At 55.8% G+C, this 25923-nt stretch carries 14 protein-coding genes; 6 read left to right on the top strand and 8 right to left on the bottom strand.

Features of this window, described 5'->3' with window-relative positions; translation table 11 throughout:
* Nucleotides 1–132: 132 nt before the first annotated feature.
* Nucleotides 133–4107 (bottom strand): lamin tail domain-containing protein, encoded by a 3975-nt coding sequence (locus PKY88_00145; protein HOQ03611.1) that lies wholly within the window; start codon nt 4105–4107, stop codon nt 133–135.
* 301 nt (nt 4108–4408) lie between these two features.
* Here PKY88_00145 and PKY88_00140 point away from each other — a divergent pair, with 301 nt between their 5' ends.
* Both PKY88_00140 and PKY88_00135 read left to right on the top strand, forming a co-directional pair.
* Entirely contained in the window at nt 4409–7651 is a 3243-nt protein-coding gene (locus tag PKY88_00140) for a discoidin domain-containing protein (GenBank protein HOQ03610.1), read from the top strand.
* Between the two features lie 115 nt (nt 7652–7766).
* Nucleotides 7767–9725, top strand: coding sequence for a glycoside hydrolase family 97 catalytic domain-containing protein (locus PKY88_00135; protein HOQ03609.1), 1959 nt, complete (start codon nt 7767–7769; stop codon nt 9723–9725).
* Between the two features lie 78 nt (nt 9726–9803).
* Here PKY88_00135 and PKY88_00130 read toward each other — a convergent pair whose 3' ends face one another.
* From PKY88_00130 to PKY88_00100, 7 genes are all read right to left on the bottom strand, one after another.
* Entirely contained in the window at nt 9804–10553 is a 750-nt protein-coding gene (locus PKY88_00130) for a DNRLRE domain-containing protein (GenBank protein HOQ03608.1), read from the bottom strand.
* Nucleotides 10554–10673: 120 nt separating this feature from the next.
* A complete protein-coding gene (locus PKY88_00125; protein HOQ03607.1) occupies nt 10674–12662 on the bottom strand; it encodes a hypothetical protein in 1989 nt (662 codons plus the stop codon).
* 81 nt (nt 12663–12743) lie between these two features.
* Entirely contained in the window at nt 12744–14777 is a 2034-nt protein-coding gene (locus tag PKY88_00120) for a DNRLRE domain-containing protein (GenBank protein ID HOQ03606.1), read from the bottom strand.
* Nucleotides 14778–14844: 67 nt separating this feature from the next.
* The gene (locus PKY88_00115) at nt 14845–15603 is read right to left on the bottom strand and encodes a type II secretion system protein (protein ID HOQ03605.1); all 759 of its coding nucleotides are present in this window, start codon (nt 15601–15603) and stop codon (nt 14845–14847) included.
* A gap of 10 nt (nt 15604–15613) precedes the next feature.
* Complete coding sequence (locus PKY88_00110) at nt 15614–15808, bottom strand: hypothetical protein (protein ID HOQ03604.1); 195 nt, start codon at nt 15806–15808, stop codon at nt 15614–15616.
* Nucleotides 15751–17328 carry a FecR domain-containing protein gene (locus tag PKY88_00105; GenBank protein HOQ03603.1) on the bottom strand — a complete coding sequence of 526 codons (1578 nt, stop codon included), beginning with the start codon at nt 17326–17328 and terminating at the stop codon, nt 15751–15753. Before PKY88_00105 ends, PKY88_00110 begins: the two co-directional genes overlap by 58 nt.
* 5 nt (nt 17329–17333) lie before the next feature.
* The gene (locus tag PKY88_00100) at nt 17334–17873 is read right to left on the bottom strand and encodes a sigma-70 family RNA polymerase sigma factor (GenBank protein ID HOQ03602.1); all 540 of its coding nucleotides are present in this window, start codon (nt 17871–17873) and stop codon (nt 17334–17336) included.
* A 393-nt stretch (nt 17874–18266) separates the two neighbouring features.
* Between PKY88_00100 and PKY88_00095 the strand changes: the two genes are divergently transcribed.
* Genes PKY88_00095 through PKY88_00080 form a run of 4 tightly spaced genes read left to right on the top strand, consistent with a single transcriptional unit; the run spans nt 18267 to nt 25918 of the window.
* Nucleotides 18267–20891: a DUF5010 C-terminal domain-containing protein gene (locus PKY88_00095; protein ID HOQ03601.1), complete on the top strand. Its 2625-nt coding sequence runs from the start codon at nt 18267–18269 to the stop codon at nt 20889–20891.
* A 27-nt stretch (nt 20892–20918) separates the two neighbouring features.
* A complete protein-coding gene (locus tag PKY88_00090; GenBank protein HOQ03600.1) occupies nt 20919–22934 on the top strand; it encodes a hypothetical protein in 2016 nt (671 codons plus the stop codon).
* 36 nt (nt 22935–22970) lie between these two features.
* On the top strand, nt 22971–24347 hold the full coding sequence (locus tag PKY88_00085) for a glycoside hydrolase family 28 protein (protein HOQ03599.1): 1377 nt from the start codon (nt 22971–22973) through the stop codon (nt 24345–24347).
* Entirely contained in the window at nt 24344–25918 is a 1575-nt protein-coding gene (locus PKY88_00080) for a sialate O-acetylesterase (protein HOQ03598.1), read from the top strand. The genes PKY88_00085 and PKY88_00080 overlap by 4 nt, the downstream gene beginning before the upstream one ends.
* Nucleotides 25919–25923: the final 5 nt, after the last annotated feature.

Raw genomic sequence — 25923 nt, 5'->3', positions numbered from 1 at the left:
TCTCCATTCTCCAAAAACACTGGAGGGCTCTCGGGTGCCCTTGAAGTATCGCCACTGGCTTGCAGGAGCAATGAGGGTCAGTTCCGTTGATGTGGGGGGAAGCGAAAAGTTGAGGCGATATTCTGCAATTCGCTACTGGGCGGCGCCGAACGTGCCGCTTCCCTGCGGGTCGCTGAATGCGCTGGTTTGAAAACGCAGGTCATTGACTGGATACCCGGCGGTGCCGATGTAGGAAATCGTCGGCGTATAAGGAATCGAGGTAGAATCGCCTTCGGCCCCGGCGAGGGCTTCGAGGTTGGCCACAGTACCCGGCCAGGACGGGTCGCCAAACCACGGGTCGCCTGTCCAGCTTCCGCCCTGCCAGGCGAATTTTTTCAAATCCGCCACTACATTGCTCAGGGGACCGTCGTCCCGGGCGCCCTCTGCAAGCGGATTCAAACGCCATCGGTCACGGTCTGCCGGCACCAGTTCAGAGATATGATAGGCCAGTTCGTCAATCATTCCGTTGATAATTTCCGGCTTCCAGTGCAAATCGAGGAACTCGCGGATAAAGTTTCGATAGGCCTGTTTGATGGGGGCTTTGGCCGGCTGGATGGTCATCTGAACCGGCTGCCCTTCTGTGACATAGTATTGGTCAAAAACAGCTGCCGCTCCGTGGTCGATTCCCTGATTGAAGAAGGGCCCCCAGGTGTCATCTACATCAAAGGGCAGAATCCACAGACGGCCCCAGTACTGATTTTCCGGCTTATAGTCGGGGTAGAAATACCACGCGGCGTTTTTCAGACAGTGGAAACAAGTCGGTCCGGAGAAGACATCGTAATGCCGAACGGCCTCTACGATGGTATGGTAGCGAATCCACATGTCCGTATCGAGCCAGGCCAGGACCTGCGCAGCGGTGGCATTGGCGTTCAGGTTCCATCGGATATTTTCATAATCGGAGGCATCATCCACCGCATCGGGGCCCTGATACCGCAGCTGCCGGAGGCCTTCGTAGATCTTGTCGGACAATTTATACAGATTTCCCTTGGGCATATCGTGGTTGTCCAAAAAGGCCCCATCATAATCTTCCCAGGCGAGGTAGAGTCCCCAGAAGTCGCCTTCGTACTGGCCGTTGAGGGTATTGGGGGCTTCGTCGGGGCCGTCGATGACGCGGAAGTGGAACCACCAGCCCATCGGTGCCGGTACACCGACCTGATTCCAGAGCATCATATCGAGCATTTCGTTGATGGCGTATCGGCCCTGGAGGCGGTTGCCGAACATTTTGGCGGTGACCAGATGCTGCCAGCGGGCGGGAAACTTGTTTCCGTACAGGTCGCGGGCCTGGAAATAATGACCGCGGTTGAAGCGGAATTTCATGGAGCGTTTTCCGCCTTGCCCGTAGTTGTAGCGGCCGTTTCCGCCGCGCAGGCGATAGCCGATGTTGTCATAGACTTCGCCGTCATAGACGAGGGTTCCCGACCAGTTATAGACCTTGCCGGCCTCCTGATTGTTGTAGTTGGTGGTGCCCTGTTCGATTCGGTCGGCGCTGTTGTAGCCGTGGCTCTGGAAGAAGTCCTCTGCCCGTGTAATCAGATGATAGACGGGCACGGAGGTGAGAATCTCGGAGCTGTATGTATAGCCCGGACCGGAGGACTGCACAGTGTCTTTGCTTGCTACGTAGGGGGGCACGCCGTTGTACACAAAACAGGCGAAGTTCAGCGAGGCGTCATCGGCATACGGGGTGCGAACGGAGCGGCCGGTGTTGTCGGCCGCTTCGATGCGATACCGCACGAGGGTTCTGTTGCTTTGGGCCGGCAGAACCGCGGTGTAAATCGAATCTCCGGCAACGGCATCTCCGCCGGTTCCGTCATCCCGCATCGGATAGGTCTGCCAGTTGGCGGGGTCTTCAAACGCCGGATTTTGCGGCTGAATCTGGTGCGGATTGGCCAGCAGGGAGGAAATAGGAATCGGCAGATAAGCAGGGATGTACTGTCCGGGCAGAACAATTTGGACTTTCAGGTTGACGGATGCAACACCGTCCGGGTCGGTGATTTTGGCGGTAATGGTGATGGGGTCTGTGGATTTGGGTTCATTCGGTTGATGCTTGACCTGACGGATTTGCGGCGGGACATTGCTGGTAAAGACACTGTTGATGCGGCCGGGTGTGGGGGCCCCAAAGGCCTCCTCCGGGCGTGCGGCTGTCGGCAGAAAGCCGGAGCTTCGCCAGCTGCCTCCTAAATCATTATCCAGATAGGGATTGAGCAGTTCCATCGATGCTCCTTCTCCGTCGGCGGCTGTCGGCCACGGGAAGGAGGGACCGTAATTGACTTCATCGATTTTTTGCCCCAGCGGGTCCTGAAGAATAATCCGTTCTCCTTCATTGCTGAGTTTGCCCTGCCAGGGGCCGAAAGCGGAGACTCCGAATTTCTGATTCACAGCGGCCGGATTGGCGGCGATGACGACGAAATCGCCCGGGGCAAACGGATAGGATGACGTAAAACGATATTCTACGGCGTCTTCGAGGGACCAGCCGTTCAGGTCGATGGTTTGGGCGCCGGCGTTGTACAGTTCGATAAACTCCACCGGTTCCTTGTTGGAGTCCGGGTGATAATGGATTTCATTGATGACAATCAGGGGGGTTGCGGTTTCCTGCCAGCCGGCGGCTAGTGTGGAGAAATCCGCCAAGTCCACAAATCGGCTTTTATCAAAGTCAGCACAATCATATCCGCTGCAGTTTACGGATTGCATCCACTGGACAGCAAAAACAACCAGGTCGTTCAGATCGACCAGGCAGTTTCCGTCCAAATCTCCCGGCAAGCAGGCAGGAATCGAATCACTGGTTGAAAAGGACCAGAGGTCGCCTTCTACATCCGGTCCGGAGGCAGTGTGTTCATCCACTCGCCAGAAATAATCACGTCCGGGCTCTAAGGGGCCAACCCAGTAGCTCGTGTCCGGGTAATTTTCCTGCAGCACCTGCAGCGTGGAAGGAGAGGTTCCCAGCAAAATGCGATGGCCTGCGGCCTGATAGCCGGCCTGCCACTGCAGGGTCACTCCGGCCGGAGAAACTCCGATTGTGCCGGGTACAGGGCTGGGGTTATTGGCTTTTGGATTGACTGCCAGAAAACTCCACACCGGGCCGCTGAAAATGTATCCGGAGGAAGTGACCTCTTCGATGCGCCAATAATAGAGCTGGTCTCTTTCGAGAGGAGCGGAGGGGGTAAATGTCCTGTCCGTTGAGGGTTTGGTGGTCTGGTACACGCCGGCAGTAGTAGTCGTAGCGGTCAAAACGGTTCGGTAGTCTGTTCCCAAGTAAACCCGGTGATACAAAATGGCTGGGTTGGGGTCTGCGTTCCAGGTGAGGGTCGGCAGGATTCCGGCGTTTTGTCCGTCAGCCGGGCTCGGATTGGACGGGACTGAGTAAACCGTCGTCGGAGAGTTGGGACCTGCCTGATAACTGGCCAAGACCATGGATGCATCAAATGGAATATTGTAGATGCGAAATTCATCGACGGACCCGTTCAGAAGGGGGTCCCATGTATAGCAGGATTTTCCGATGAAGGCAAAGGCCGGATGAACATCGGTCAGTAAGTGTGTGATATTGCTTGCGGAGGCGGCCAGGTAGCCGTTTTTGTAAATTCTCATCTGACGGTTAATCCCGTCATAAACGCAGACAATCTGTGTTTTTGTTCCTGAAGAGATCAGAGAGGAATCGACGGATTGTTCCCCGGTTGAATATCCCGGATAGCCGGTTGTCGAAATGCAAAACCGAGAACCGCTTCCGCCAGCGGAAGGGCTGTAAAAAAGATAGTAACCGCCCTGATCGGCGTATGTGTCTCCAAAATCAAAGAGCCGATTCCAGCCCGTTGAGACATTCAGGGTAAACCAAGCCTCTATGGTAATGCTGTGGTATTTGTTGATGCCGATGACGGCAGGGGGAAGTTCGAGCCAGGCATTGGAGCCGTCCAGAACCAGTGCACCGCCGGATACGGCGGCTGTACCTTTCAGTACACCGTGAGCAGAGCCCACCAAATCATCGGCGTTGGTGTTGAAAGAATAGCGGTGAACCATTTCGGCCGGTGTGTATGCGGAAAAAAGCATTCCGAGAAGACAGAAGAAAGTTCTTTTCACAAGACCTCCGATTTTAAGAAATATCCCTTTTTTCCCAACATATGGGGTTCATCGGAAAAACAAATATCTATGTTTACGACGAAATAAATCCCCATTCAGAATTGTTCTTTTTCGTCCTATAAAATTATACCTTTTTTTAAGAAGGAATAAAAGAGAAAAATCCTTCACTGGCTTTTCTGCTGTTTTTGAATACAATGGGTCCTTTTGAAAGGGAATAAGGATTTTTGTGAGGGAAAGGATGGTCGTAATGTTGTTCAAGAAGGCGGCAATCAAGAGATATTTTGTTCTTTTTCTCTTGATAATGACAGGAATTCTTCAAGCGGCCCAAACATCCCTTGATTTATCCGGAAGATGGAGGTTTGCTTTGGACCCGCAGGATGCCGGTTTGCGGGAGCAGTGGTTTCGAAAAGACCTTTCGGATGAAATTCGGCTGCCCGGTGTTCTCCAGGCCCAGGGATACGGCAACCCAATCAGCAAGGACATGCCCTGGGTGTTGTCTTTGTATGACAAGTTTTGGTATCTGAGGAAGGAGTATCAGCCCTATGCGGAAGGGGATGTGAAGGTTCCGTTTCTTTCCCAGCCGCCGCGGCATTATCTGGGACCCGCCTGGTATCAGCGGGACATTGAAATCCCCAAAAACTGGAAGGGCCGGCGGGTGGTGCTGTTTTTGGAGCGGACACGGTGGCTTTCGACGGTCTGGCTGAATGAGCGGCAGGTCGGGTCGGACAATTCGCTTGTGGCGCCGCATATATTTGATTTGGGGATTTTGGAACCCGGCCGATATCGGCTGACGATTCGGCTGGACAATCGAATGCTGATGGATTATCGGCCGGATGCCCACAGTGTTTCGGATTCTCTGGGCAGCACATGGAACGGGATTGTCGGACGGATAGAACTGATGTCCACGTCGCCGGTCTGGCTGGAGGATGTGCAGGTTTACCCGGATATTCAGGACAAGACGGTGCGGGTTCACGTGCAAATCGGGAACAGCACAGGGCAGGCGGGAAAAGGGACGCTCAAGGCAGGCAAAGTTCATGTGCCTGTTTCCTGGACGTCGGAAGGCGGAGAAGCCGAGCTGATGGTATCGTTGGGGAAAAATGCCCGGCTTTGGGATGAATTTGAGCCGGTGCTGCATCGGCTGACGGTGGAATTGAAAGGCAGAGGGGCGGATGACCGCAGGGAGATTCGCATCGGGCTTCGGCAGATCACTACGGACGGCCCCAATCTGCTGGTCAACGGACACAGGAGTCATTTTCGGGGGACGCATTCAGGCGGCGACTTTCCGATGACGGGCTATCCGGCGACGGATTTGGCGTATTGGCGGAATCTGTTTAAGACTTGCCGGGAATGGGGCTTAAACCATATGCGGTTCCATTCATTCTGTCCGCCTGAAGCGGCGTTTGAAGCGGCGGATGAGCTGGGCTTTTATCTGCAGCCGGAGGCGGGGATGTGGAACGCCATCAGCCCGGGCACGGCGATGGAGGCAAGATTGTACGAGGAAACGGAGCGGATGATTCGGGCGTATGGGAATCATCCGTCGTTTGTGCTGTGTTCCCCGAGCAACGAGCCGGCCGGACGCTGGAAGGAGTCTCTGCCGAAGTGGGTGGAGTATTACCGCCAAAAAGACCCGCGCCGGCTTTATACGATGGGTACGGGCTGGCCGCTGATTGATGAGCCGGGGCCTGTGAAGGGGGCGGATTTTCTGGCTGTGCACCGAGTCGGTTTGCGGCCGGTGCGGGGCAATCGGGCCTGGTTCGGCGGCGATTATCTGTCCTCGATTGAGGGGGTGGATGTTCCGATTATCGTTCACGAACTGGGGCAGTGGTGCGCGTATCCGGATTTCGACATCATTCGGAAGTTTACGGGGTATCTGCGGCCGGGCAATTATGAGATTTTCCGGGAGTCTGCAGCGGCGGCCGGACTGCTGGCCAAAAATAAGCAATTTGCCCTGGCCAGCGGGAAGTTTCAGACGGCCTGTTATAAGGAGGAAATTGAAGCCAACCTGCGAACACCCGGTCTGGCGGGCTTTCAGCTGCTGGATTTGCATGACTACCTCGGGCAGGGTACGGCTCTGGTAGGAGTGCTGGATGCCTTCTGGGAGGAGAAGGGGTATGTTTCGGCACGGCAGTGGCGGCGGTTCTGCACAACGACGGTGCCGCTGGCAGTGCTGAAAAAGCGCACGTTTACGCAGGATGAGCTGTTTGAGCCGGAGATTCGAATCGCTCATTACGGGGCAAAACCGATGGGCAAGACGGAGGTCTATTGGCGCATTGCTGACAGGACCGGACGCGTCGTTCGCCAGGGCGGCTGGAGAGTGGATGCCGTCGAGCTGGGCAGCGCTCTGCCGCTCGGGCGGGTCCGAACGGATTTGGCTGATTTGCCCGCCCCGGCGATGTATCGGCTGATAGTCGGGCTGACGGGGACGCCGTTTGAGAATGACTGGAATTTCTGGGTGTATCCGAAGGGGTTGCCGGAGCCGGCCGGAGCGGATATTCTGATAACCCGTTCGGAACAGGAGGCCTTTGAACGGCTTCAGGCGGGCGGCAGGGTGCTCTGGATGCCGCATTATAACCGCCTGCGGTGGGATTGTCCGCCGATCGGCCGGCTGCCGATATTCTGGAATCGGCTGATGGGGCCGAATTGGGAGCGGTTTCTGGGGATCGTCTGTGAGCCGAGCCATCCGGCCCTTGCGGGCTTTGCGACGGAGTTCTATTATGACTGGCAATGGGAGCAGGTTTTCCAGCCCGCCTGCCGGGTACTGAATCTGGCGGATATGCCGGCGGAACTGGAGCCGATTGTTCAGGTGATTGATGACTGGCATCGGAATTATAAATTGGCGGCGATTTTTGAATGCCGGGTCGGTGAGGGGAAACTTCTGGTTTGTGCGGCGGATTTAGAGACCAACCTTTCCGAACGTCCGGCGGCCCGGCAGCTGCGCTCCAGTCTGCTGACCTATATGAACAGCGAACGCTTTGCTCCAAAGACTGCTGTCAGTGTCGAGCAGCTGCGAGGCCTGATTTTTGACAACCAAATTATGAAAAAATTGGGTGCGAAGATTCAGACCCAGTGGGAGGATGGACGCAATGCGGCCGCTAATGCCATTGACGGCAATCCCAATACATACTGGTTTACGGGGCGGGCGAGCCGGGAAAGACGCCATCCGTTTGAACTGACGATTCAGTTTGAACAGTCGGTCCGAATGAAGGGACTGGTATGGATGAATCGGCAGGACCATCGCGGGCACGAAGGGGATGTTCGCGAGTACGAAATCTGCTTCAGCGAGGACGGGCAGGAATGGTCGGAGCCGCTGAAGGGCCGTCTGGAATCCACGTTTCATCCGCAGCAAATTGATTTCAGCGGGACGGTTTGTGCCCAAAGAATGAAGATTCGGGCCTTGTCGGGCTTTGGGGATGACCTGACGGCTTCGGTTGCCGAAATTGCCGTGATTGCCGATGAAATGCCGCAGTCCGGGCAGCCCTCGCAGACAGGAGTGTATCAAAGGGTCCGGACGGCTACGGAAGAGATGTTTGAAGGGGTTGATTAAAGGGCTGATGAAACTGTGCTGAAAGGGTTGAATTCCCGCTTTTCTCCTTTTGCGAATACGGCGGGAGATGGGCGGGAGAATGAATCGATTGGGCTTTTTTAAGAAAGGAGTCTGTATGAAATTGCGGTTGGTGGTGTGTTTGTTTTTGGGGGCTGCTTTGTTTCAGATGGGGTATGCCATGGAACGGAGCCATACAATTCAGAGTCCGGACGGGCGTATTCAAGTGGACTTTCTGATGGAAGAGGGCAGAGCGTTTTATTCCGTCCGGCTGGGAAAAGAGGTTCTGCTGGAGAAATCGCCGCTGGGGGTCAGGCGAAGCGATGCGGATTTTACCGGGCAGCTGACGCTGCAGCGTTTTTCCAAAACGGAAAAGGTATCGGATAATTATACGATGCCGCACGGCAAGCAGAGCCGGATTGCCTATCGGGCCAACCGGCGGACGGCAACCCTGGCCAATCCGCAGGGACAGCTTATTCAGATTGTCTTTCAGGTCTCCGATGACGGGCTGGCATTCCGCTATCATTTTCCGGAGCCGAGCGGCCTGAAGGTTTCGGTGGAGGCCGAACAGACCGGTTTTGCCTTTCCGTCCGGAACGGTCAGCTGGCTGCATCCGATGCATGATGCCAAAACGGGCTGGGAGAAGACCCAACCGTCCTATGAGGCCCACTATGAGATTGAAAAACCCGTCGGGCTTCCTTCACCGTATTCGGCCGGCTGGGTATTTCCGGCGCTGTTTCGGGTGGGGCAGGCCGGCTGGGTTTTATTGAGTGAGACGGCGGTGGATGAGAATTACTGCGGCTGCCGGCTGGCGCAGCATTCGGACGGCGGCGTCTATCGGATTGCCTTTCCGCAGGTCAATGAGCACCGCGGCCCCCAGGACCCGGTTGCTCCTTCGGCCGTCATCCCGTTTTCCACTCCCTGGCGGCTGGTTATCGTCGGGCGGGATTTGGGAGCTATTGTAGAGTCTACCCTCGCGACGGATGTGGCGGAACCATCGAAGGTCAAAGATCTGTCTTTCGTTCGGCCGGGCCGGGCGGCCTGGAGCTGGTTGCGGTATGATTCAGAGGGGACGAAACTGCCGTATCTGCAGGAGTATTTGGAGATGGCCGGCAAACTCGGCTGGGAATATATGCTGGTGGATGCCGATTGGGACCGTCTGGTCGGTTATGAGAAGATTGCCGAGCTGGCCCGGCAGGCGAGGCAAAAGGGTGTGGAGCTGATTTTGTGGTACAACTCCAACGGCGAGTGGAATACGGCGCCGATGACGCCGAAAAACCGGGTACATCTGCCGGACGTGCGGCGGGAGGAGTTTGCACGGCTCCGCCAAATGGGCATTCGGGGGATCAAGGTGGATTTCTTCGGCGGCGACAAGCAGGCCGCGATGCAGCTGTATCAGGATATTCTGCGGGATGCAGCGGAGTATCAGCTGCTGGCCAATTTCCACGGGGCGACGCTGCCGCGCGGCTGGCACCGCACCTGGCCCAATCTGGTGACGACCGAGGCGGTGATGGGGATGGAATACTGCACGTTTGACCAGCGCAACGCTGACCGGCAGGCCGAGCACAGCTGTATTCTGCCGTTTACGCGAAATGTCGTTGCTCCGATGGATTTTACGCCGGTGGTGATGAGCCGCCGGATTCGCGGGGTGCAGCGTCGGACCACACCGGCGTTTGAGATGGCCCTGCCGGTTATCTTTGAGTCGGGGATTCAGCATTTCGGGCTGGCCCCGTTTGAGGCGGAGGCCCTGCCGGCATTTGCGGTGGACTATTTTAAGGCGGTACCGACCACATGGGATGAGACGCGTTTTGTATCCGGTTATCCGGCCAAGGAGGTTGTGCTGGCCCGGCGGAAAGGCAAACAATGGTTTGCGGCGGGTATCAACGGGGAAAAGACCGCCAAAACCCTGACGCTGGACCTGTCTTTCCTGCCGAAGAATTTTCAGGGAATTCTGATAACCGACGGTGCCCAGCCGGACCAGTTGGAGTCCAAAACCGTTTCCGCGGCGGATGTGCGGAAACTGACCGTTTCCCTGCCGCCGCAGGGCGGATTTGTGCTGTATTCAAAGCCCCGATAGGTTCTTTGCAAACTACTTTAAAAAGAAAAGGGGAATCCGTTTCTCGACGGGTTCCCCTTTTTTCTGCACGCGGGTGGGTTATCCGCGTCGCCGAAGTGTAATCAAACCGCCCAAACCTACCAATGCCAGTGTTGCCGGTTCCGGTACAAGAACCAGTGCCGGTGCTGTGAAGGTTGCATGTTCTTTGGAGGCGAAGCGGTCTTCACAGTTGATCGAAGAGGTGCCGGTCGAGTTGATAATCACCAAAGTGACCAGTTTGTTGGTGTCCGAAGCCAGGAAATTGCTGAATGCGGTTCCCAAATCGTTGGTGTTGGAACTGAACGTGATGGGATACGTGGGGGTTTGCCCACCGGTTCCGGGGGTGTTCAGGAAGCCGAGCCAGACCAGCTTGGTTTCATCAATCAGATAATACCCGGTGTTCCAGCCCTGCGACGGCTGAAGCATTCCGGGGGCGTTCTGATAGCAGAGGGTCGATTCTGTCCAGCTGTCCAGCGTCTCGTCAGTCAGACCGTAGACATCCAGTCGGCGTCCGGTTGAGCTTTTGATGTATGTGGCTTGCAGCTGCAGGACGGCGCCGACAAATGTTTCGTTTGTCATTTCACTCAGGTCAAAGCGAAGATAGGTGCACTGGAACCGGGAACCGCCGCCGTTGTAGCGGGAGCGAAGTTCCGTTGCAGCTGTCCCGGCTGTTGAAGTAGAACTTACCTGGCTGTCATTGCCGATATACGCATCGGCTCCGTTGCCGTATTCTGTGGTAATGACCAGAGCCCGAGAAGAGGGCACAAAAAACAAAAGCATTAAGAGCAGATAAAAGATTTTCCTTTCCATAACCAACCTCCAAAAAAGTTTTCGTTTTTTTGTATTCCGAACGGTTTTTCTTTCACACACTCCACACACAAATCTTCTCAGGGCAGGCCGGAAAGACCTGCCCTGAGAAGAAATCTTTTCTTACTGGCAGTCCGGATGGATACCGCACTGGAGCCAGCTTTGAGCGAAGACAGCCAGGTCAGCCAGGTCCACACGGCAGTTGCCGCTGTAGTCCAGCTGCGGACGGAACCGGCAGAAGCTGCCGGCGCCGGCGGCATACATGTCGGCAATCTGGTCGGCCGTCAGCGGATAGTTCCAAATCTGGACATCATCCATCAGGCCGCTGTAGAACGCGTCATCCGCCCAGTTGCTTTCGCCGATGTAGTTGTTGTTGCGGACAAGAATATTCGGCATCTGGGGAATGGCACCTGTCTGCACCGGTATGCCGTTGCGGTACAGGGTCACATTCCCACTCGAATCCATCACGGCTGCATACATCTGCCATTCATTCAGGTTCAGTGCGCCTGCGGCGGTCACAGCCCCGGCGCTGATAGCGGCCCGATAGTGGCTGTATGTCAGGTTTGTCGAGGTGCTGTTTCGGCTCAGATAGATGTTGTCGCTGGCGGCGCCGTTGCCCAGGTCCACAAACCGGGCCCAGTTGGTCACAGCAGCGGGTCTGGCCCAGACGGAGATGGTGATGCCCGGCGAGAAGTCATCAAAGCCGGCGGGCAGCTGGACATAATCATCGATGCCGTCAAACAACAGGGCCTGTCCGAAGATGCCGGCGGCAAACGTCGGTTCACCCATGAGGGTTCCGTGCAGGTTGTTGCCGGAGGAATCATTCGCATTCCCGTCAAAGGTGTAATAGGCAATCTGCTGCTTGATGGAAACCCGAACGGTGCTGCTGGCTGTCTGACCGCCCGTACCGGAGGCCACGCAGTAATACCAGCCGGCATGGCTCTTGGCGAGAGTTCCGAGGGCAAGGGTGTTCGAATTTGTTCCTACGACTACGTCATCTGCCGCGGTGTTGGTGGCGTTGTCGGCACTTCTGTACCAGGTGTATGTCATCGAGGAGCCGCTGGAAAAGCTGGCCGTGATGACGTCCGCCGTTTCGCCGACAAACTTGGCCTGATAAGCCGGAGAGATGCTCACAAAGATCGGGGCGGCGGTGGCGGTGAATTTCCAGAACGGTCCGACAAATTTGTTCGGGTCCGTCGGATGGGTATCGTAGCAGTCCACTCGCCAGTAATAACTTCTCTCCGCCAGCGGAACGCTGTAGCCGGCGAAGGAATTGATGTTCACGGATGTTACAGCCGGCGCAAAGGTCAGCTTGCTCATTGTGGCCGTATTCGGATCTGTTCCGAAATAAACATCGCATTTGCCCACTCCCGGCAGAAGCTCCCACTGCAGCTGGGTCAGTGAGAAACGGTTGACATAGGAATCATGATCCGGATTGGGATTGATGGCCTTGCCCAAAGAAGCGTTGGGCATATTCAGCGAGGGAGGCGGCGTTCCGTCCGTGCGTTCTTTCGTGGCGATTTCGTCTTCGTCATCCGGACCGATGAAGAAGAACGTGACCAGACCGTTTGTGTCGGATGCCAGGAAAGAGGACAAATTCAGAGTGGACGGGTTGGTTGTTACGGAAAACGGCAGGGTTTGAACACCCGGGCTGATAAAAGTTCCCAGCTGAACGGCCTTGTTGGTGTCGATTGAATAATTTCCGAGTGTGGTGGCAAGAAGGCCCGGAGCGGTATTATATGTGATGCCGCCGGTCCCGCTTTCAATCCAGAAATCATCCGGTCCGTCCTTCACCCCGTACACCGTAATGGTGCTTTGTGAGCCCTTCATATACGTATAGTGCAGCGTCAGCGTAGAATTGCTGAAATCACCGGCAACCCCCTCGATGTCGAAACGGATGTAGCCGATTTTGCAGCGGGTGTTGGCCAGCTGCCGCCAGGCCCGCATACGAACTTCTGTACCCGTATTGGTGTTCGGCCCCTGCTGACTGTCATTGGTCAGGTATGTGTCCGCTCCGCGGCCGAAGGCGGTTGTCCGGATGACCTCTGCGCGAGCTGTCAATCCCAGTGCAGCCAACAGGATGAGTCCTCCGCACATCTTGAACCTTTTCATGACTAAATCCTCCTAATAGATGTTAATAATCCGAGCGGGTCAGGGTGACCCGCCCGGAGACAGTAGTTCATTCGTTATCAATTAGGGACAAACCAAACTTGTGCAGTCCAGCCACTGAGAAGCGAAAAACGCCACGTCTTTGAGGTTCACGAAGCAGTCATCGTTCAAATCAGAGAGCAGCCGCGTATAGCCGGGGACTTGGTGGGCTGCATCGCAGGGATTGATGCCGACATAGACGCGGACATTGTCGGTGCTGTTCAGCTCTCCGTCGCTGGCTTCCAGCTGAAATTCATACCAGCCGGCGAATGCCAGTGTAACCGTGGTTTCCAGCTGATCATCGGGGTCAATTACGACCGGAGCCGAGTTTTCAGGGCCGCTGACCTGCGTCCACTGAACGGTGACCGGACCACCGGGGAGACCGTCATCCGTCACGGTTCCGACCAGGGTCACCACGGCATCACCGTTTCCGGTCGCCCCTTCCAGCAGGTAGGTCAGCTGCAGACGGGGACGGTAGGCAGGGTTCGAATTCTCTTTTGTTGCAATTCCATACCCGCGGTCATTGGAGTCTTCGCAGCCAATAATGAAGGTAACCAGCCCGCCATTCTGAACTCGACTTTGAATGAATGCTTCCAGGGCCGGACCGGTAATGGTAATCACGTCGCTGGCGATAACCTCCGAAATGCCCGGCACATTGTCATCCAGGTCAGTGATCCAGCCGTTCGTGATAGCCGTGGTCATCGGAACAGCACCATTCCATTCCTGGCCGGCTGCAACGGCGCCGTTTTCCGTCAGGGTTGCTTCACTCCAGTTCTGAGGTGTATTGCCGGGTACATTGTTGAGCCCGTGCAGAGAGAACCGTGCATTATTGATTATATCGTTCCGGGTTCCGGCCACTTTTCGGAGGGTTAAGGTTACGTCTTTGACCGTTCCCGGACCCAGAGCGGCCAGTTCGGAAAGATTAAACCGCAAATAGCTGGCATGATCCACACTGCCGCCTCGGACGTCCATATATTCAAGCCCGCCGTAAACGGTGGCGTCCCGAAGATAGGTGTCAGACTCTGTTGTGGTATCTACAATCGTTCGAGTCAGCCAGACAAACTGGTCCGCACCGGCGTTGACAACCGGGGCGCTGTTGTTGGTGTTGAAGGTCCACACCTTTCCCTGAACATAGGACGGCTGGCGGCTGGTGTCATTGGTGTTCACGACCCAGTAATAGGTCTTATAGGGTACCAGCTGCGGCATCGGAACGGAATTGCCTGTGACGCCGGAGGCCAGCAGGGTCAGGCCGTAGTTCGGCAGCAGGGCGTTGGGCTCTGTTTCGCCGAAGTACACATCGCAGGTGATGATTCCCTGCGGAAGGTTCGGTTCCGGATTGGTCCAGCTGAGGGTTTGATAGTCGCTGATTATTATTTTGGCATTATTGGCCGGCACAGGACTGGACGCCCGTCTGACCGCATAGGCATTTGGGAAAGTGAGCATCGGCGGATTGAACGTGGCGTGTTCTTTGGAAGCGACTTCCACTTCATTGTCGCCCCCGATAAAAATCAGGGTAACCAGGCCGTTGGTGTCTTTGGAGAGGAAATCCTTCAAAGGCAGGGCTGTCGGATTCGAAGAGAAGGTGATGGGATATGTGATTGGGTCTGCCGGCGCAGCCGGTGTGGTTAACGTGCCCAGCTGGGTCGTTGCGTTGGCGACAAACTGGTAATTCCCAAGCGTTGTCGGCGGATTGGGGACCATGCAGGGGGCCGTGTTGTAAGTGATGGTGCTTTCGTTCCAGACATCCATCGGCCCGTCAACCAGTCCATAGACCGTGACGGATTTCTCGCCGCCTTTTACATAGGTGGCGTCAAAGGTAATAAAGGCGCCCTCGAGGTCGCCGTCAATGCCGCTTAAATCGAAGCGGATGAAACCGGTTTTAGAGCGAGTATTTGCCAGCTGACGGAAGGCACGGATTCGCTCCTCCCCGGCGACGTTAACCGTCGGACCTTGCTGGCTGTCATTGGTCAGATAGGTATCGGCTCCCTGACCAACCTCGGTCGTGACGACCACGGCTGCGCGGGCAGCGAGGCCGAACATGCACAAGATAATTGCGACCCATACAATACCTGCTTTCATAACCAAATCCTCCACAATAAAGTTAATAAGATGAAATTTACTTACCCATCCCTATTTACGCTTTTCTTTATTCCAGTCCCTGTACAATGGTTCTCCACAATTCCGGGTCCTGCATCGGGTCGGAACCGTACACCTGCTGATCCAGCACTTGGGGGTTTTGGCGGAATTTTACGCTGGCGTCTGAGTAAAGCAGGTTGGCTCCGGCATATCCTCCCCGCCGATGAGACATCCGTTCGCGGGCCTGGAGCACATCCAGGCAGATAGAGCGGCTGGGGTGCGTCTGGGAAAGCTTCTTGGCTACGGCGGGGAATTGTTTGGTGCCGACAGTCATTTTCCGCTGCGAAGACTGCGGCAGATACGAAAAGCTGATTCGGACCGAGTTGGGATTGCTCGGGTTGACATACGCCGGGTCCACGGAAGGCCAGTCCTGCGGCCCCAGATAGGCCTCATAACTGAAGGCCGTCCGTTTATTGCTCGGGCAGTAGAAAACGGCTCCATCATCGATATACCCGCGGGTCCACAGGGGAGCCAGGTTGAAGGTACCGGTGATGCGGGTCTGCGGCGGCTTGGTCGGGTCCACATTGAAAATGAAGTAGGTCGCCGCTCCGCCTGTTCGCGTTTCCGTGTAGTACGCCTCCGGCAGGGAGTCAGTGTTCGCCTGCGTATAGAGGTGAAGCACCTGACCGATAATTTTCAGGTGGTCGGCACAGGCCAGCCGTCCGGCATGCTCCTTGGCCATTTTCAGGGAGGGCATCACAATGCTCAGCAGCAGAGCGATAATGGCAATCACGACAAGCAGTTCGATGAGTGTAAAGGCCTTTTTCATAGGGATGCGTTTACTCCAGAATCAGTTTGGGTTGTCCGAAGATGCACCAGTCATATCCGATGGCATTGCGGTCCAGTTCAGGATCGCGGCTGCCGCCGTCGGTGGCAATCAGAGTCAGGAAACGGTCAGTTTCTGACAGTTCGATTTCTATATTTTCGGTCCGGCCGGCGGCCAAAGCAGCGTGATGACGGACTCGGCCGTCCACCAGGACCCAGCATTCCGCATAGCCGGCGTCCAAATGCGGGGGGCAAAGTCCAGCAAACCCGCCTGGGCTGTGAATCGCCGAATCGGCGTTTGCAGGCGGCTTCGAATGGCATTCAGGTCAAAGGTAATGCCGCTGTTGGCGTGCATGCACAGGAACGTTTTTTCCGGGTTATTGTAATCGACCGAACCGAGCTGCAGAGAAGCGGAATTTTTTTGGCTGTTTTGCAGCAGCTTCTCTGCGGGAGAATGAAGGATGTCGGCGAAGAAGTACCCGCTGGTGACCGGGCATTCACGGAAAAGATGGCCGGCGGAGCTGACCACCTGCGGGCTGGTTCCGTTCGGCACGAAAACGCCGTCGATATACGGATTGCCGGGGACTTTGTTATATGCATTGCCGCTGCGGCGGTCTCGCATTTCACCGGGGACATCCGCCGGGCGGTTGGACGGATTGATGCCGGTTTCTTTTTGGCCGGTGCCTAATCCGGTGCCGCCGCCCACAATATCCGCCAGGTCGATTTGTTTTTCCTGACGCCAGATGAGGTTGTTCTGGGACTGGATATCCCTGGCGAAGAACTGCTCACTGAGCCGGATGGACTGCACTTCGGTGCCGGATTCTCCGAAGCGTTTGGCCTGGCCGGCAATCACATCCAGGACTTGTTTGGTTTTGTTGCTCAATCCGGCAATCAGAACGGTTTTGCCCTCAAAGACGTGCAGTTCAATATCCCCCCGCATGTCGGTATAGACTCCGAACTGAGTGCCCATATCGATAATTTTGGATTTTTGGGTCTGTACGGCAAATCCGTTGGGGGCCTGTCGAATATTGACAAAAACCCGTCCGTAGGTCATCGAGAGCTCATCGGAGTTCACGAAGCGGAATTCCGCAGGAGCTTCAATGACCAGATGCACACCGTTGTCGGTTTGAATCTTGACTAGTCCTTTGATCAGCTGAACCGGAGCGGCTCCGGCCGACAGACGAGTGCCTTTTTCGAGGGGTTCGCGGGACGACCAGGCGGCACCGAGGGTGTCGCTGACGGAAGCCACACCCGACTGGGGGGCTGGGAAAACCAGCGGATAAATCAGAATCATCAAAAGGGCTGCCATCGAAGCGAAGAGAGCGAACAAGGACAGCTTGGATACCTGCGGTCTGGATTTGGCGGCAATTGCAGGACGCGGGACCTGCGGAGACGGCATCTCCACGGGCGGCAGTTCGACGGCCTCGACTTCTTTTTCATAATCCCCTAAAATCTGAAGGAATTCGAGAGTCAGAGGCGCACCGGAATCGTTCGGTTCTTCATCTCCGCAGGACAGCGGCGAGGCCAAGACCGGTGTATGGCGAATTGCGGCCTGCAGGTTGCACAAGTCGGTGCACAAATAGACGTAGTCAATGTAAAGCTCTTGTGCCTGCGGATAATTTTTTAAAAGAGTGCTTAATTCCTCGAACTCTTCCTGGGTAATGACTTCATCCCGCAAAGCTCCGAGGAGCGTAAACAGACGATTCAGCTGGATATTGGAAAGTTCCATAAGATTTATGAATACACCTCCCGAAGATTCCGGCGAATGCACAGCAGGAGTTTTGCATGGATTTTGTTGAACATTCGATAGAGCACGTGGAGCTCCTTGCCGGTCTGTTCGGCGACCCGGCGTGTCGAGCTGCCCGGCTCGTAGCGCATCTGAATCAGCGACAGCTCATAGGCCTTCAGCTGCTGAAGGCATTTTTTCAGAATCGGAAGCCGTTCATCCGCATTGGGGTATTCGAGGTTTTTCTCTGCGAGAAGATTGAGCATATCTTCGCTGAAGTAAACCTTGTCCTTTTTCTGATTTTTATAGTAATTCAGGATCTGGAAATGGGCTATTTTCAGGGCCCATGCGGAGAAATTTGTGGATTTGTCAAATTGGTCAAACTTGGACCAAAGGACGGCAGCCGTTTCCTGGATGACATCATCTACATCTGACCAGTTTGGAATCAGGGCCCGTACAAACCCATAGAGCCGGCGTTCGTTGGCCAGATAGAGCTTGATAAAAAGCCGGTAGTCTTCCGATGTCAGATTTTTTCTTTCTTCCGGCATATTTACTCCAGTTCCATAGAGATTCATCCGTTCTTGGATATAGAAGTTTTCCGAAAAAATTAGAGGTTTTTTTAAAAAATTACCCATTTTTTGCTTTGAGATAGAAACACGATATACTCCCGCATAGAAAATGGAGTATTTAGGGCGGATTTTTCGCTTTTTTCTCAAAAAAATAGGCAAAAAAAAGATTTCTGTTCTATTTCCCTAACAGACAAGCCCAGTATATGGGGTAGGTTTAAAACAATAATATATCTAATTTGTCCTGAATATACGTTTTGGCTGCAGCGAAAACAATCAACTGGGGGTTTTATGAGAGAGCACAGGGGAACTTTCTATGCATATGCTGTCGTTTTTGTTATCCTTGCTTCGACTGGATTTTCAGATCCCCGATATATGGAAAAACTCGACAGGGGGGTGATTGCTGTCCGGTCGGGCAATTCCAATTATATCGGATGGAGATTGTTTGGAACAGATCCGGCGGATATCGGATTTAATGTCTATCGCGATTCCGTCAAACTGAATTCCACCCCCATCACCAACTCCACCAATTATTTAGATACGGGCGGGACCCTTTCGAGCACGTATCGAATTGTTCCGGTGATTAACGGGATTGAGCGGAAGGCCACGGAGCCGGTGAGCGTTTGGTCCACGCCTTATCTGACGATTCCTCTTCAGGTGCCTTCCGGTGTAACGACACCGGACGGCTATACCTGCACCTACAGTCCAAACGATTGCAGTGTCGGCGACCTGGACGGGGACGGCCAGTATGAGATTATCGTCAAATGGGACCCGGATAATTCCAAAGACAATTCTGTTTCAGGTTATACAGGAAATGTTTATCTGGATGCCTATAAACTGAACGGCACCTTTTTGTGGCGGATTGATTTGGGGATAAATATCCGAGCCGGGGCCCACTACACTCAGTTCATGGTCTATGACTTGGACAGTGATGGACGGGCGGAGGTAGCCTGTAAAACGGCTCCTTATACAGTGGATGGACAGGGCAATTATGTCCTGATGCCCGGTGATGTGCTGGCGGATTACCGCAACAGCAGCGGCTATATCCTTTCCGGCCCCGAGTATTTGACGATTTTTGACGGATTGACGGGCGCGGAACTGGCGACAACTTATTATGTTCCGCCTCGGGGGAATGTGAGTAGCTGGGGGGATTCCTACGGCAACCGGGTGGACCGGTTTCTGGCGTGTGTGGCCTATCTGGACGGTCAGCGGCCCAGTCTAGTGATGTGCCGAGGGTATTATACGCGGGCAGTGCTGGCCGCCTGGGACTGGCGGGACGGTCAGTTGACGCAGCGGTGGGTATTTGATACCAACAACGGCTATTCCTCTTATATGGGACAGGGCAATCACAACTTGAGTGTGGCCGATGTGGACGGCGACGGTTTTGACGAGATTGTTTACGGCTCCTGTACGATTGACCATAATGGAAAGGGGTTGTATTCAACGGGGCTCGGTCATGGGGATGCCCTCCATGTATCGGATATGGACCCGGACCGGCCGGGGCTGGAGGTCTGGCAGTGCCACGAGAGTTCGCCTTACGGGGCTTCTTTCCGGGATGCCGCAACGGGTCAGGTTATTTTCCGCTATACGGCCAGCGGGGATACAGGCCGGGCCTGTGCCGGCGACATCCGGGCGGATTATCGAGGATACGAGGTCTGGGCTTCCACCGGTGTACCGTTATCAACGTGTACCGGAGTAAACTTAGGCAGTCACTCCAACCCCATCAATTTTATGGTCTGGTGGGATGGGGATTTATTGCGGGAATTTCTTGACAGCAATGTCATCAGCAAATACGGCGTCGGCACGCTGCTTACGGCCACGGGTTGTTCGGCCAACAACGGGAGCAAGTCGACCCCGTGTCTGTCGGCCGACATCTTCGGCGACTGGCGGGAGGAAGTCATTTGGCGGACGAACGACAATGCGGCATTGCGGATTTATACAACCACAGCCGTGGCCGGCTATCGGTTCTATACGCTGATGCATGACCCCCAGTATCGGTTGGCGATTGCCTGGCAGAATGTGGCTTACAATCAGCCGCCGCATCCGGGGTTTTATCTGGGCGACGGGATGGCGTCTCCGCCGGTGCCGGATATCATTTTGGCCGGCGACATTTGGGTGTACGGCGATTTTACGAATGACGATGTCGTGAATCTGGATGATTTGCCTTCGTTTGCGGACATCTGGCTTCTGAATGATTGCGGCCTGACCCCAGGCCTGGATTTGAATGAGGACTGCCGGATTAATTATTATGAGTTTGCTGTTTTTGCCGAAAATTGGGAAGGGCCGGAGCGGATTCCGCCGGCGGTTCCGACGGGCCTGCTGGCCTGGGCCGGCGACGGAATGGTGACGCTGGACTGGGCGGACAATACGGAATCCGACCTGCTCGGGTATAATGTGTATCGCTCGGAGACATCCGGCAGCGGATATATCCTGCTCAATCCGGAGCCGCTGACGGCTTCGGCGTATGTCGATACGTCCGTCCAGAATGGGTTGACGTATTATTATGTGGTGACGGCGGTGGACAACCTGCTCAATGAGTCGGCGTATTCGAGTGAAGTCATTGCGGCACCGGACAGCATTACCACGATTGTCATTCAGGAAAATGAGCCGGGTTTTATCGGAGTCTTTACGGGGACGATTGACAGCAACAACGCGGGCTTTACAGGAACCGGTTTTGCCAATACAGCCAACGCCGTCGGGATGTATATTGAATGGTCCGTGTATGCGGCCTCGGCGGGAACGTACGAGCTGCAGTGGCGGTATGCCAACGGCAGCACCAGCAACCGAACCGGGGCCGTGAGTGTCAGCGGGGTGACTCGGGCGACGAATGTCAGTTTTCCGAGCACCGGCGGGTGGACAACCTGGACGACGACGGCTGCCGTTCCCGTGCCTTTGTCGGCCGGCAGCAACCGCATTCGGCTGATTGCGGAAAAGTCGGAAGGTCTGGCCAACATCGACTGGATGTCGGTGACAGGGGTTTCACCTCTGCCGGGTTCATAGAAAAGGTCTTTGTCAGGGAGGACAGGCATGAGAGGATTTCGATGGATTTGGGTGTTGGGTGTTTGGGCGGCCGCCCTTGCAAATGCACAGGCTCCGGCTGGAGCAAGAGAAGAGAAAATGGCCGCCAAACCCCTGTATCGGGACCCCGTTTATGACGGGGCGGCGGACCCGGTGCTGGTCTGGCATCCGGATGAAAAGAAATGGCTGATGTTTTATACCAACCGCCGGGCCAGCGCCGCCGATGCCGAAGGCGTCAGCTGGGTGCATGGAACACCGATCGGGATTGCTGAATCCGCTGACGGCGGGGCGACCTGGACCTATCGGGGCACGGCCAATATCGGTTACAAAAAAGGAGACGATACCTACTGGGCCCCGGAGATTGTCGAGCACGAAGGCACCTGGCATATGTATCTGACCTATGTGCCGGGGATTTTCCGCGACTGGAACCATCCGCGGGAGATTCTTCATCTGACCAGCCGGAACTTAATCGACTGGGAATATCAATCCACCCTTTCGCTTTCCTCCGACCGGGTGATTGATGCCTGTGTCTATCGTCTGCCTAACGGCACCTGGCGGATGTGGTACAACAACGAACGCGACGGCAAGTCCATTTATTATGCGGACAGCCGGGATTTGTATCGGTGGGAGGATAAAGGAAAAGTGCCCGGACAGTGGCGGGGCGAAGGGCCGAAGGTCTTCTGGTGGAGGGGGTTCTATTGGATGCTGGTGGATGTCTGGGACGGGCTGGGGGTGTACCGCTCGTCTGATGCTTTGAACTGGGAGCGGCAGAAGGACAACCTGCTCCGGGAACCGGGGATGGGTACGGATGACCAGGTTAAAGGCGGCCATCCGGATGTGGTGGTCAGCGGCGACCGGGCATTTGTGTTTTATTTCACGCATCCCGGCCGGCGGGGAGAGGATGTCCGAAAAGACGGGTTTGAACAGCGGCGCAGCTCGATTCAGGTTGCTGAACTTGTTGAGAAAGACGGCTGGCTTTTCTGCGACCGCAACCAGCCGGTGAGAATTGAACTGAAAGGAACTTCCGTAAGCCGCCGGGACATGCAGGCGGTCTATGAGCAGGTCAAGACACCGTATAAATACGGGGTGGTGATTGAGCCGCCTGCGGGCAGGATGGTGGACGGCCCGACAGTCTTTCGCCATCAGGGCCGCTGGTATATGATTTATTTTCAGATGGAAGACAAGCCCGCCGGTTATACCACCCATCTGGCGGTGAGCGATGATTTGGTGCACTGGAGCCCGCAGGGGGTGATTCTGCCGCACGGGCAGGAGGGAGCCTGGGACTGGGCGCAGGCCGCCGGCGGCATTGCCCTCTACGATTATCGGTGGGGAGGGGACTATGGACTGCATACCCATGACGGCAAATACTGGCTGTCTTATCTGGGCGGAGAAAAGGAAGGATACGAAACGCCGCCGCTGTCCATCGGGCTGGCCTGGACGGATGACCCGTCGGCGGCCAAACCCTGGCAGCGTCTGTCCGAACCTGTCCTGCGTCCTTCAGACTCGGATGCACGCCTTTTTGAGAGGAGGACGCTGTTTAAGAGCCATGTCCTTTATGACCCGCAGCAGACGGTTGGGGCGCCGTATGTGATGTTTTACAATGCGGCCGCCCGCGAAGGCGGAGAGCGGATCGGAATGGCCGTTTCGCACGATATGGTGCAGTGGAAACGGTTCGGGCCGGGGCCGGTTCTGGAAAACCGATCGCCCGCCGGAAAGCCCGGCATCAGCGGGGACCCGCAGATTGCCAAAATCGGCGACCTGTGGGTGATGTTTTATTTCGGGGCGTTCTGGCGGCCGGGGGCTTTTGATACCTTTGCCTGCTCGTATGATTTGGTGCACTGGACCAAGTGGGACGGCCCGGATTTGATTGCCTCCTCCGAACCGTGGGACGAGACGTATGCCCACAAGCCCTGGGTTGTCTATTGGAACGGAATCGTTTATCATTTTTACTGTGCGGTCGGCCAGAAGGGCCGGGCGATTGCCTTGGCGGCATCGAAAGACCTGAAAAAGACGACGGAACCGTAAACCGTACTGATAGGGAAACTGTGCAGAGGAGTTTTTATGAATTTGCAAAGAATGGTTGTGTTTCTGGGGTTGCTGGGGATTTCAGCGGCGGCCGCGGCCAAAGAGTTTAACGCCTGCGAGTACGGGGCGGTGCCGGACGGCAAAACGGTCAATACCAGGGCCATTCAGAAAGCGATCGATGCCTGCGCACAGGCGGGCGGCGGGACGGTGATGTTTTCGCCCGGTACCTATCTGACCGGTTCGATTTTTCTCAAAGAGCGGGTGGATTTGCGGGTGGACGAAGGGGTCCTGATTAAGGGGGTTCAGGATGAGTCGGAGTATCCGGAAATCTATACACGCGTGGCGGGGATTGAGACGGACTGGCCCGCAGCGCTGATTAATGCCCACAACGTGTCCAACGTGCGGATATACGGCAAGGGAACCATCGACGGATCCGGCTCGATGTGGTGGGATAAATACTGGACGATGCGGCGGGAGTATGACCCCAAGGGCCTGCGCTGGGTAGTGGATTACGACTGCAAGCGGCCGCGGCTGATTCTGATTTACAATGCGTCCAATGTGAAGCTGGAGGGCCTGACGCTTCAGGAGCCGGGCTTCTGGACGGTGCATATCTGCTACAGCACCAATGTTGTCGTGGACGGGCTGACGATTCGGGCCAACCTCGATGAGCGGGTCGGCCCCAGTTCAGACGGGATTGACATCGATTCGTCCTCCAACGTGCTGGTGCAGAACTGCGATATTGACTGCAACGATGACAATTTCTGCCTGAAGGCCGGACGGGATGCCGACGGGCTGCGGGTGAACCGTCCGACGTACAATGTGGTGATTCGGGACTGCATCGCCCGCCGCGGACACGGCCTGATTACCTTCGGCAGCGAGACCTCCGGCGGCATCTACAATGTGGAAGCGTACAATCTGAAGGCCTACGGAACCAGCACCGGCATTCGGTTCAAATCCACGCAGGGCCGAGGCGGTACGGTGCGCGATGCCTATATTCACGACATCCAGATGCACAATGTCCGCGAGGCCATCAAGCTGGATTATGACTGGTATCCGGCGTACAACACCGTGCCGGACGAAGTGCGCAAACAGCTGGAGGCAGAAGGCCGGGAATTTCCCAAACATTGGAAGGCGCTGCTTCAGCAGGTGCCGGAGGATTTGGGGACGCCCTATATTCGGGATATTACCATTCGCAACATCAAGGGGGTGGATTCGGAAACGGCGATTTCCGTCAGCGGACGCAAAAATCAGCCGGCCGGTTCCTTTTTACTGGAAAACATTGACATCACCGCCAAAAAGGCGGGCATCATTAAGAATGCGGAAAACTGGGTCTTTCGGAATGTCCGAATTCAGGCGGATGACGGCTCAAAGGTTCGGTTTGAAAACTGCCGCAGTATGACGGGGCTTGAATGAAAACAGCAGCGCTCTTTTGCAGGACGGCGCACAGAACAGCGGTCCTCCTTTGGATTCTTTTCGTTCTTTCCGCTCCGGCACTTGCCCTGGAGGTGTGCGGGATTTTCGGCGATTCGATGGTGCTTCAGCAGGGCCGGCCGATTCCGGTCTGGGGGAAGGCGGCTTCGGGGGAGGAAATCACTGTGCGGCTGGCCGGGCAGGACAAAAGCGTGCTGGCGGATGCTTCGGGCCGGTGGCGGATTGTGCTGGAACCGATGCTGGCCGGCGGGCCGTATGAAATGACGGTTTCCGGGAAGCACGAAACCCGAACGTTTGTGGATGTCTGGCTCGGTGAGGTGTGGCTTTGCTCGGGCCAATCGAATATGGATATGACGGTCGCTCGAGAGGACCGGTATTGGTGCGGCGTGCTCAACGAGGAGGCGGAGGTGGCGGCGGCCAACTGGCCGGGCATTCGGGTCTTTGATGTGCCGTTCGGCACTCGTGATGAGCCCCTTGATAATGTGGAGGGCCGCTGGGAGGTCTGTTCCCCGGTGACGGTCGGGCATTTTTCGGCGGCGGCGTATTTTTTCGCCCGCGAGATTCATAAAAAACTGAATGTGCCGGTCGGGCTGATTACAACGGCTTACGGGGGCAGTACCGCCGAGGCCTGGATCAGCCGAAAAGCCCTCGAGGCCGAAACGGACCTGCACTTTCTGCTGGAGGAGTACGCCCGAAAATGTCAGGAGTATGACAGCGGGGCGGCTCAAAAGAAGTATGAAGCGGATTTGGCCGCGTGGAAAGAGGCCTCCGCCAAGGCCGAATCTGCCGGACAAAAACCGCCGCGAAAACCCGCCGCTGTGAAGAATCCGCATCTGGACCAGCACAGCCCCTGCGTGCTTTTTAATGCGATGGTTTCGCCGCTGATTCCCTATGCAATTCGCGGGACCTTGTGGTATCAGGGGGAATCCAATATTCCGACGGCGGCGGTGTATGACCGGATTATGGAAACGCTCATCCGGGACTGGAGAAGCCGCTGGGGACAGGGGGATTTTCCGTTTGTGTATGTGCAGCTGGCCGGCTACGGCAAGCCGCCGGCGGAGCCCTGCCGAGGCGGAGGCACAACACGGGTAAGGGAAGCCCAGGCAAAAAATCGCAATCTCCCCAATGTTGCGATGGTTACGGCGGTCGATATCGGTGAGTCGGACAATATTCATCCCAAGAATAAACAGGAAGTCGGCAGACGTTTGGCACTGGCGGCCCGCTCGCTGGCTTATGGGGAAACAATAGAATATTCCGGTCCCGTCTTTGAAAGTATGGTGGTGGAAGACAATTGCATTCGTCTGTCTTTTACACATATCGGAGGCGGGCTGGTTTTGAAAGAAGGCAGCCCGAGCGGCTTTGCGATTGCAGGTCCGGACCGAACGTTTTTTTGGGCGGATGTCCGAATTGACGGCGATACAATAGTAGTCTGTTCCCCGCAGGTCCGGGAACCGCTGGCGGTCCGCTATGCGTGGGATGATTTTCCTGTTGTGAGCTTGTATAACGCGGAAGGACTGCCCGCCGTTCCGTTTCGTACAGATTCTTTTGAATAGAAACA

Source organism: Anaerohalosphaeraceae bacterium (genome assembly GCA_035378985.1).
Taxonomy (GTDB): Bacteria; Planctomycetota; Phycisphaerae; order Sedimentisphaerales; family Anaerohalosphaeraceae; genus JAHDQI01.
Note: the sequence above shows the minus strand (reverse complement) of the source record. Positions and strands in the feature narration are given on the sequence as shown.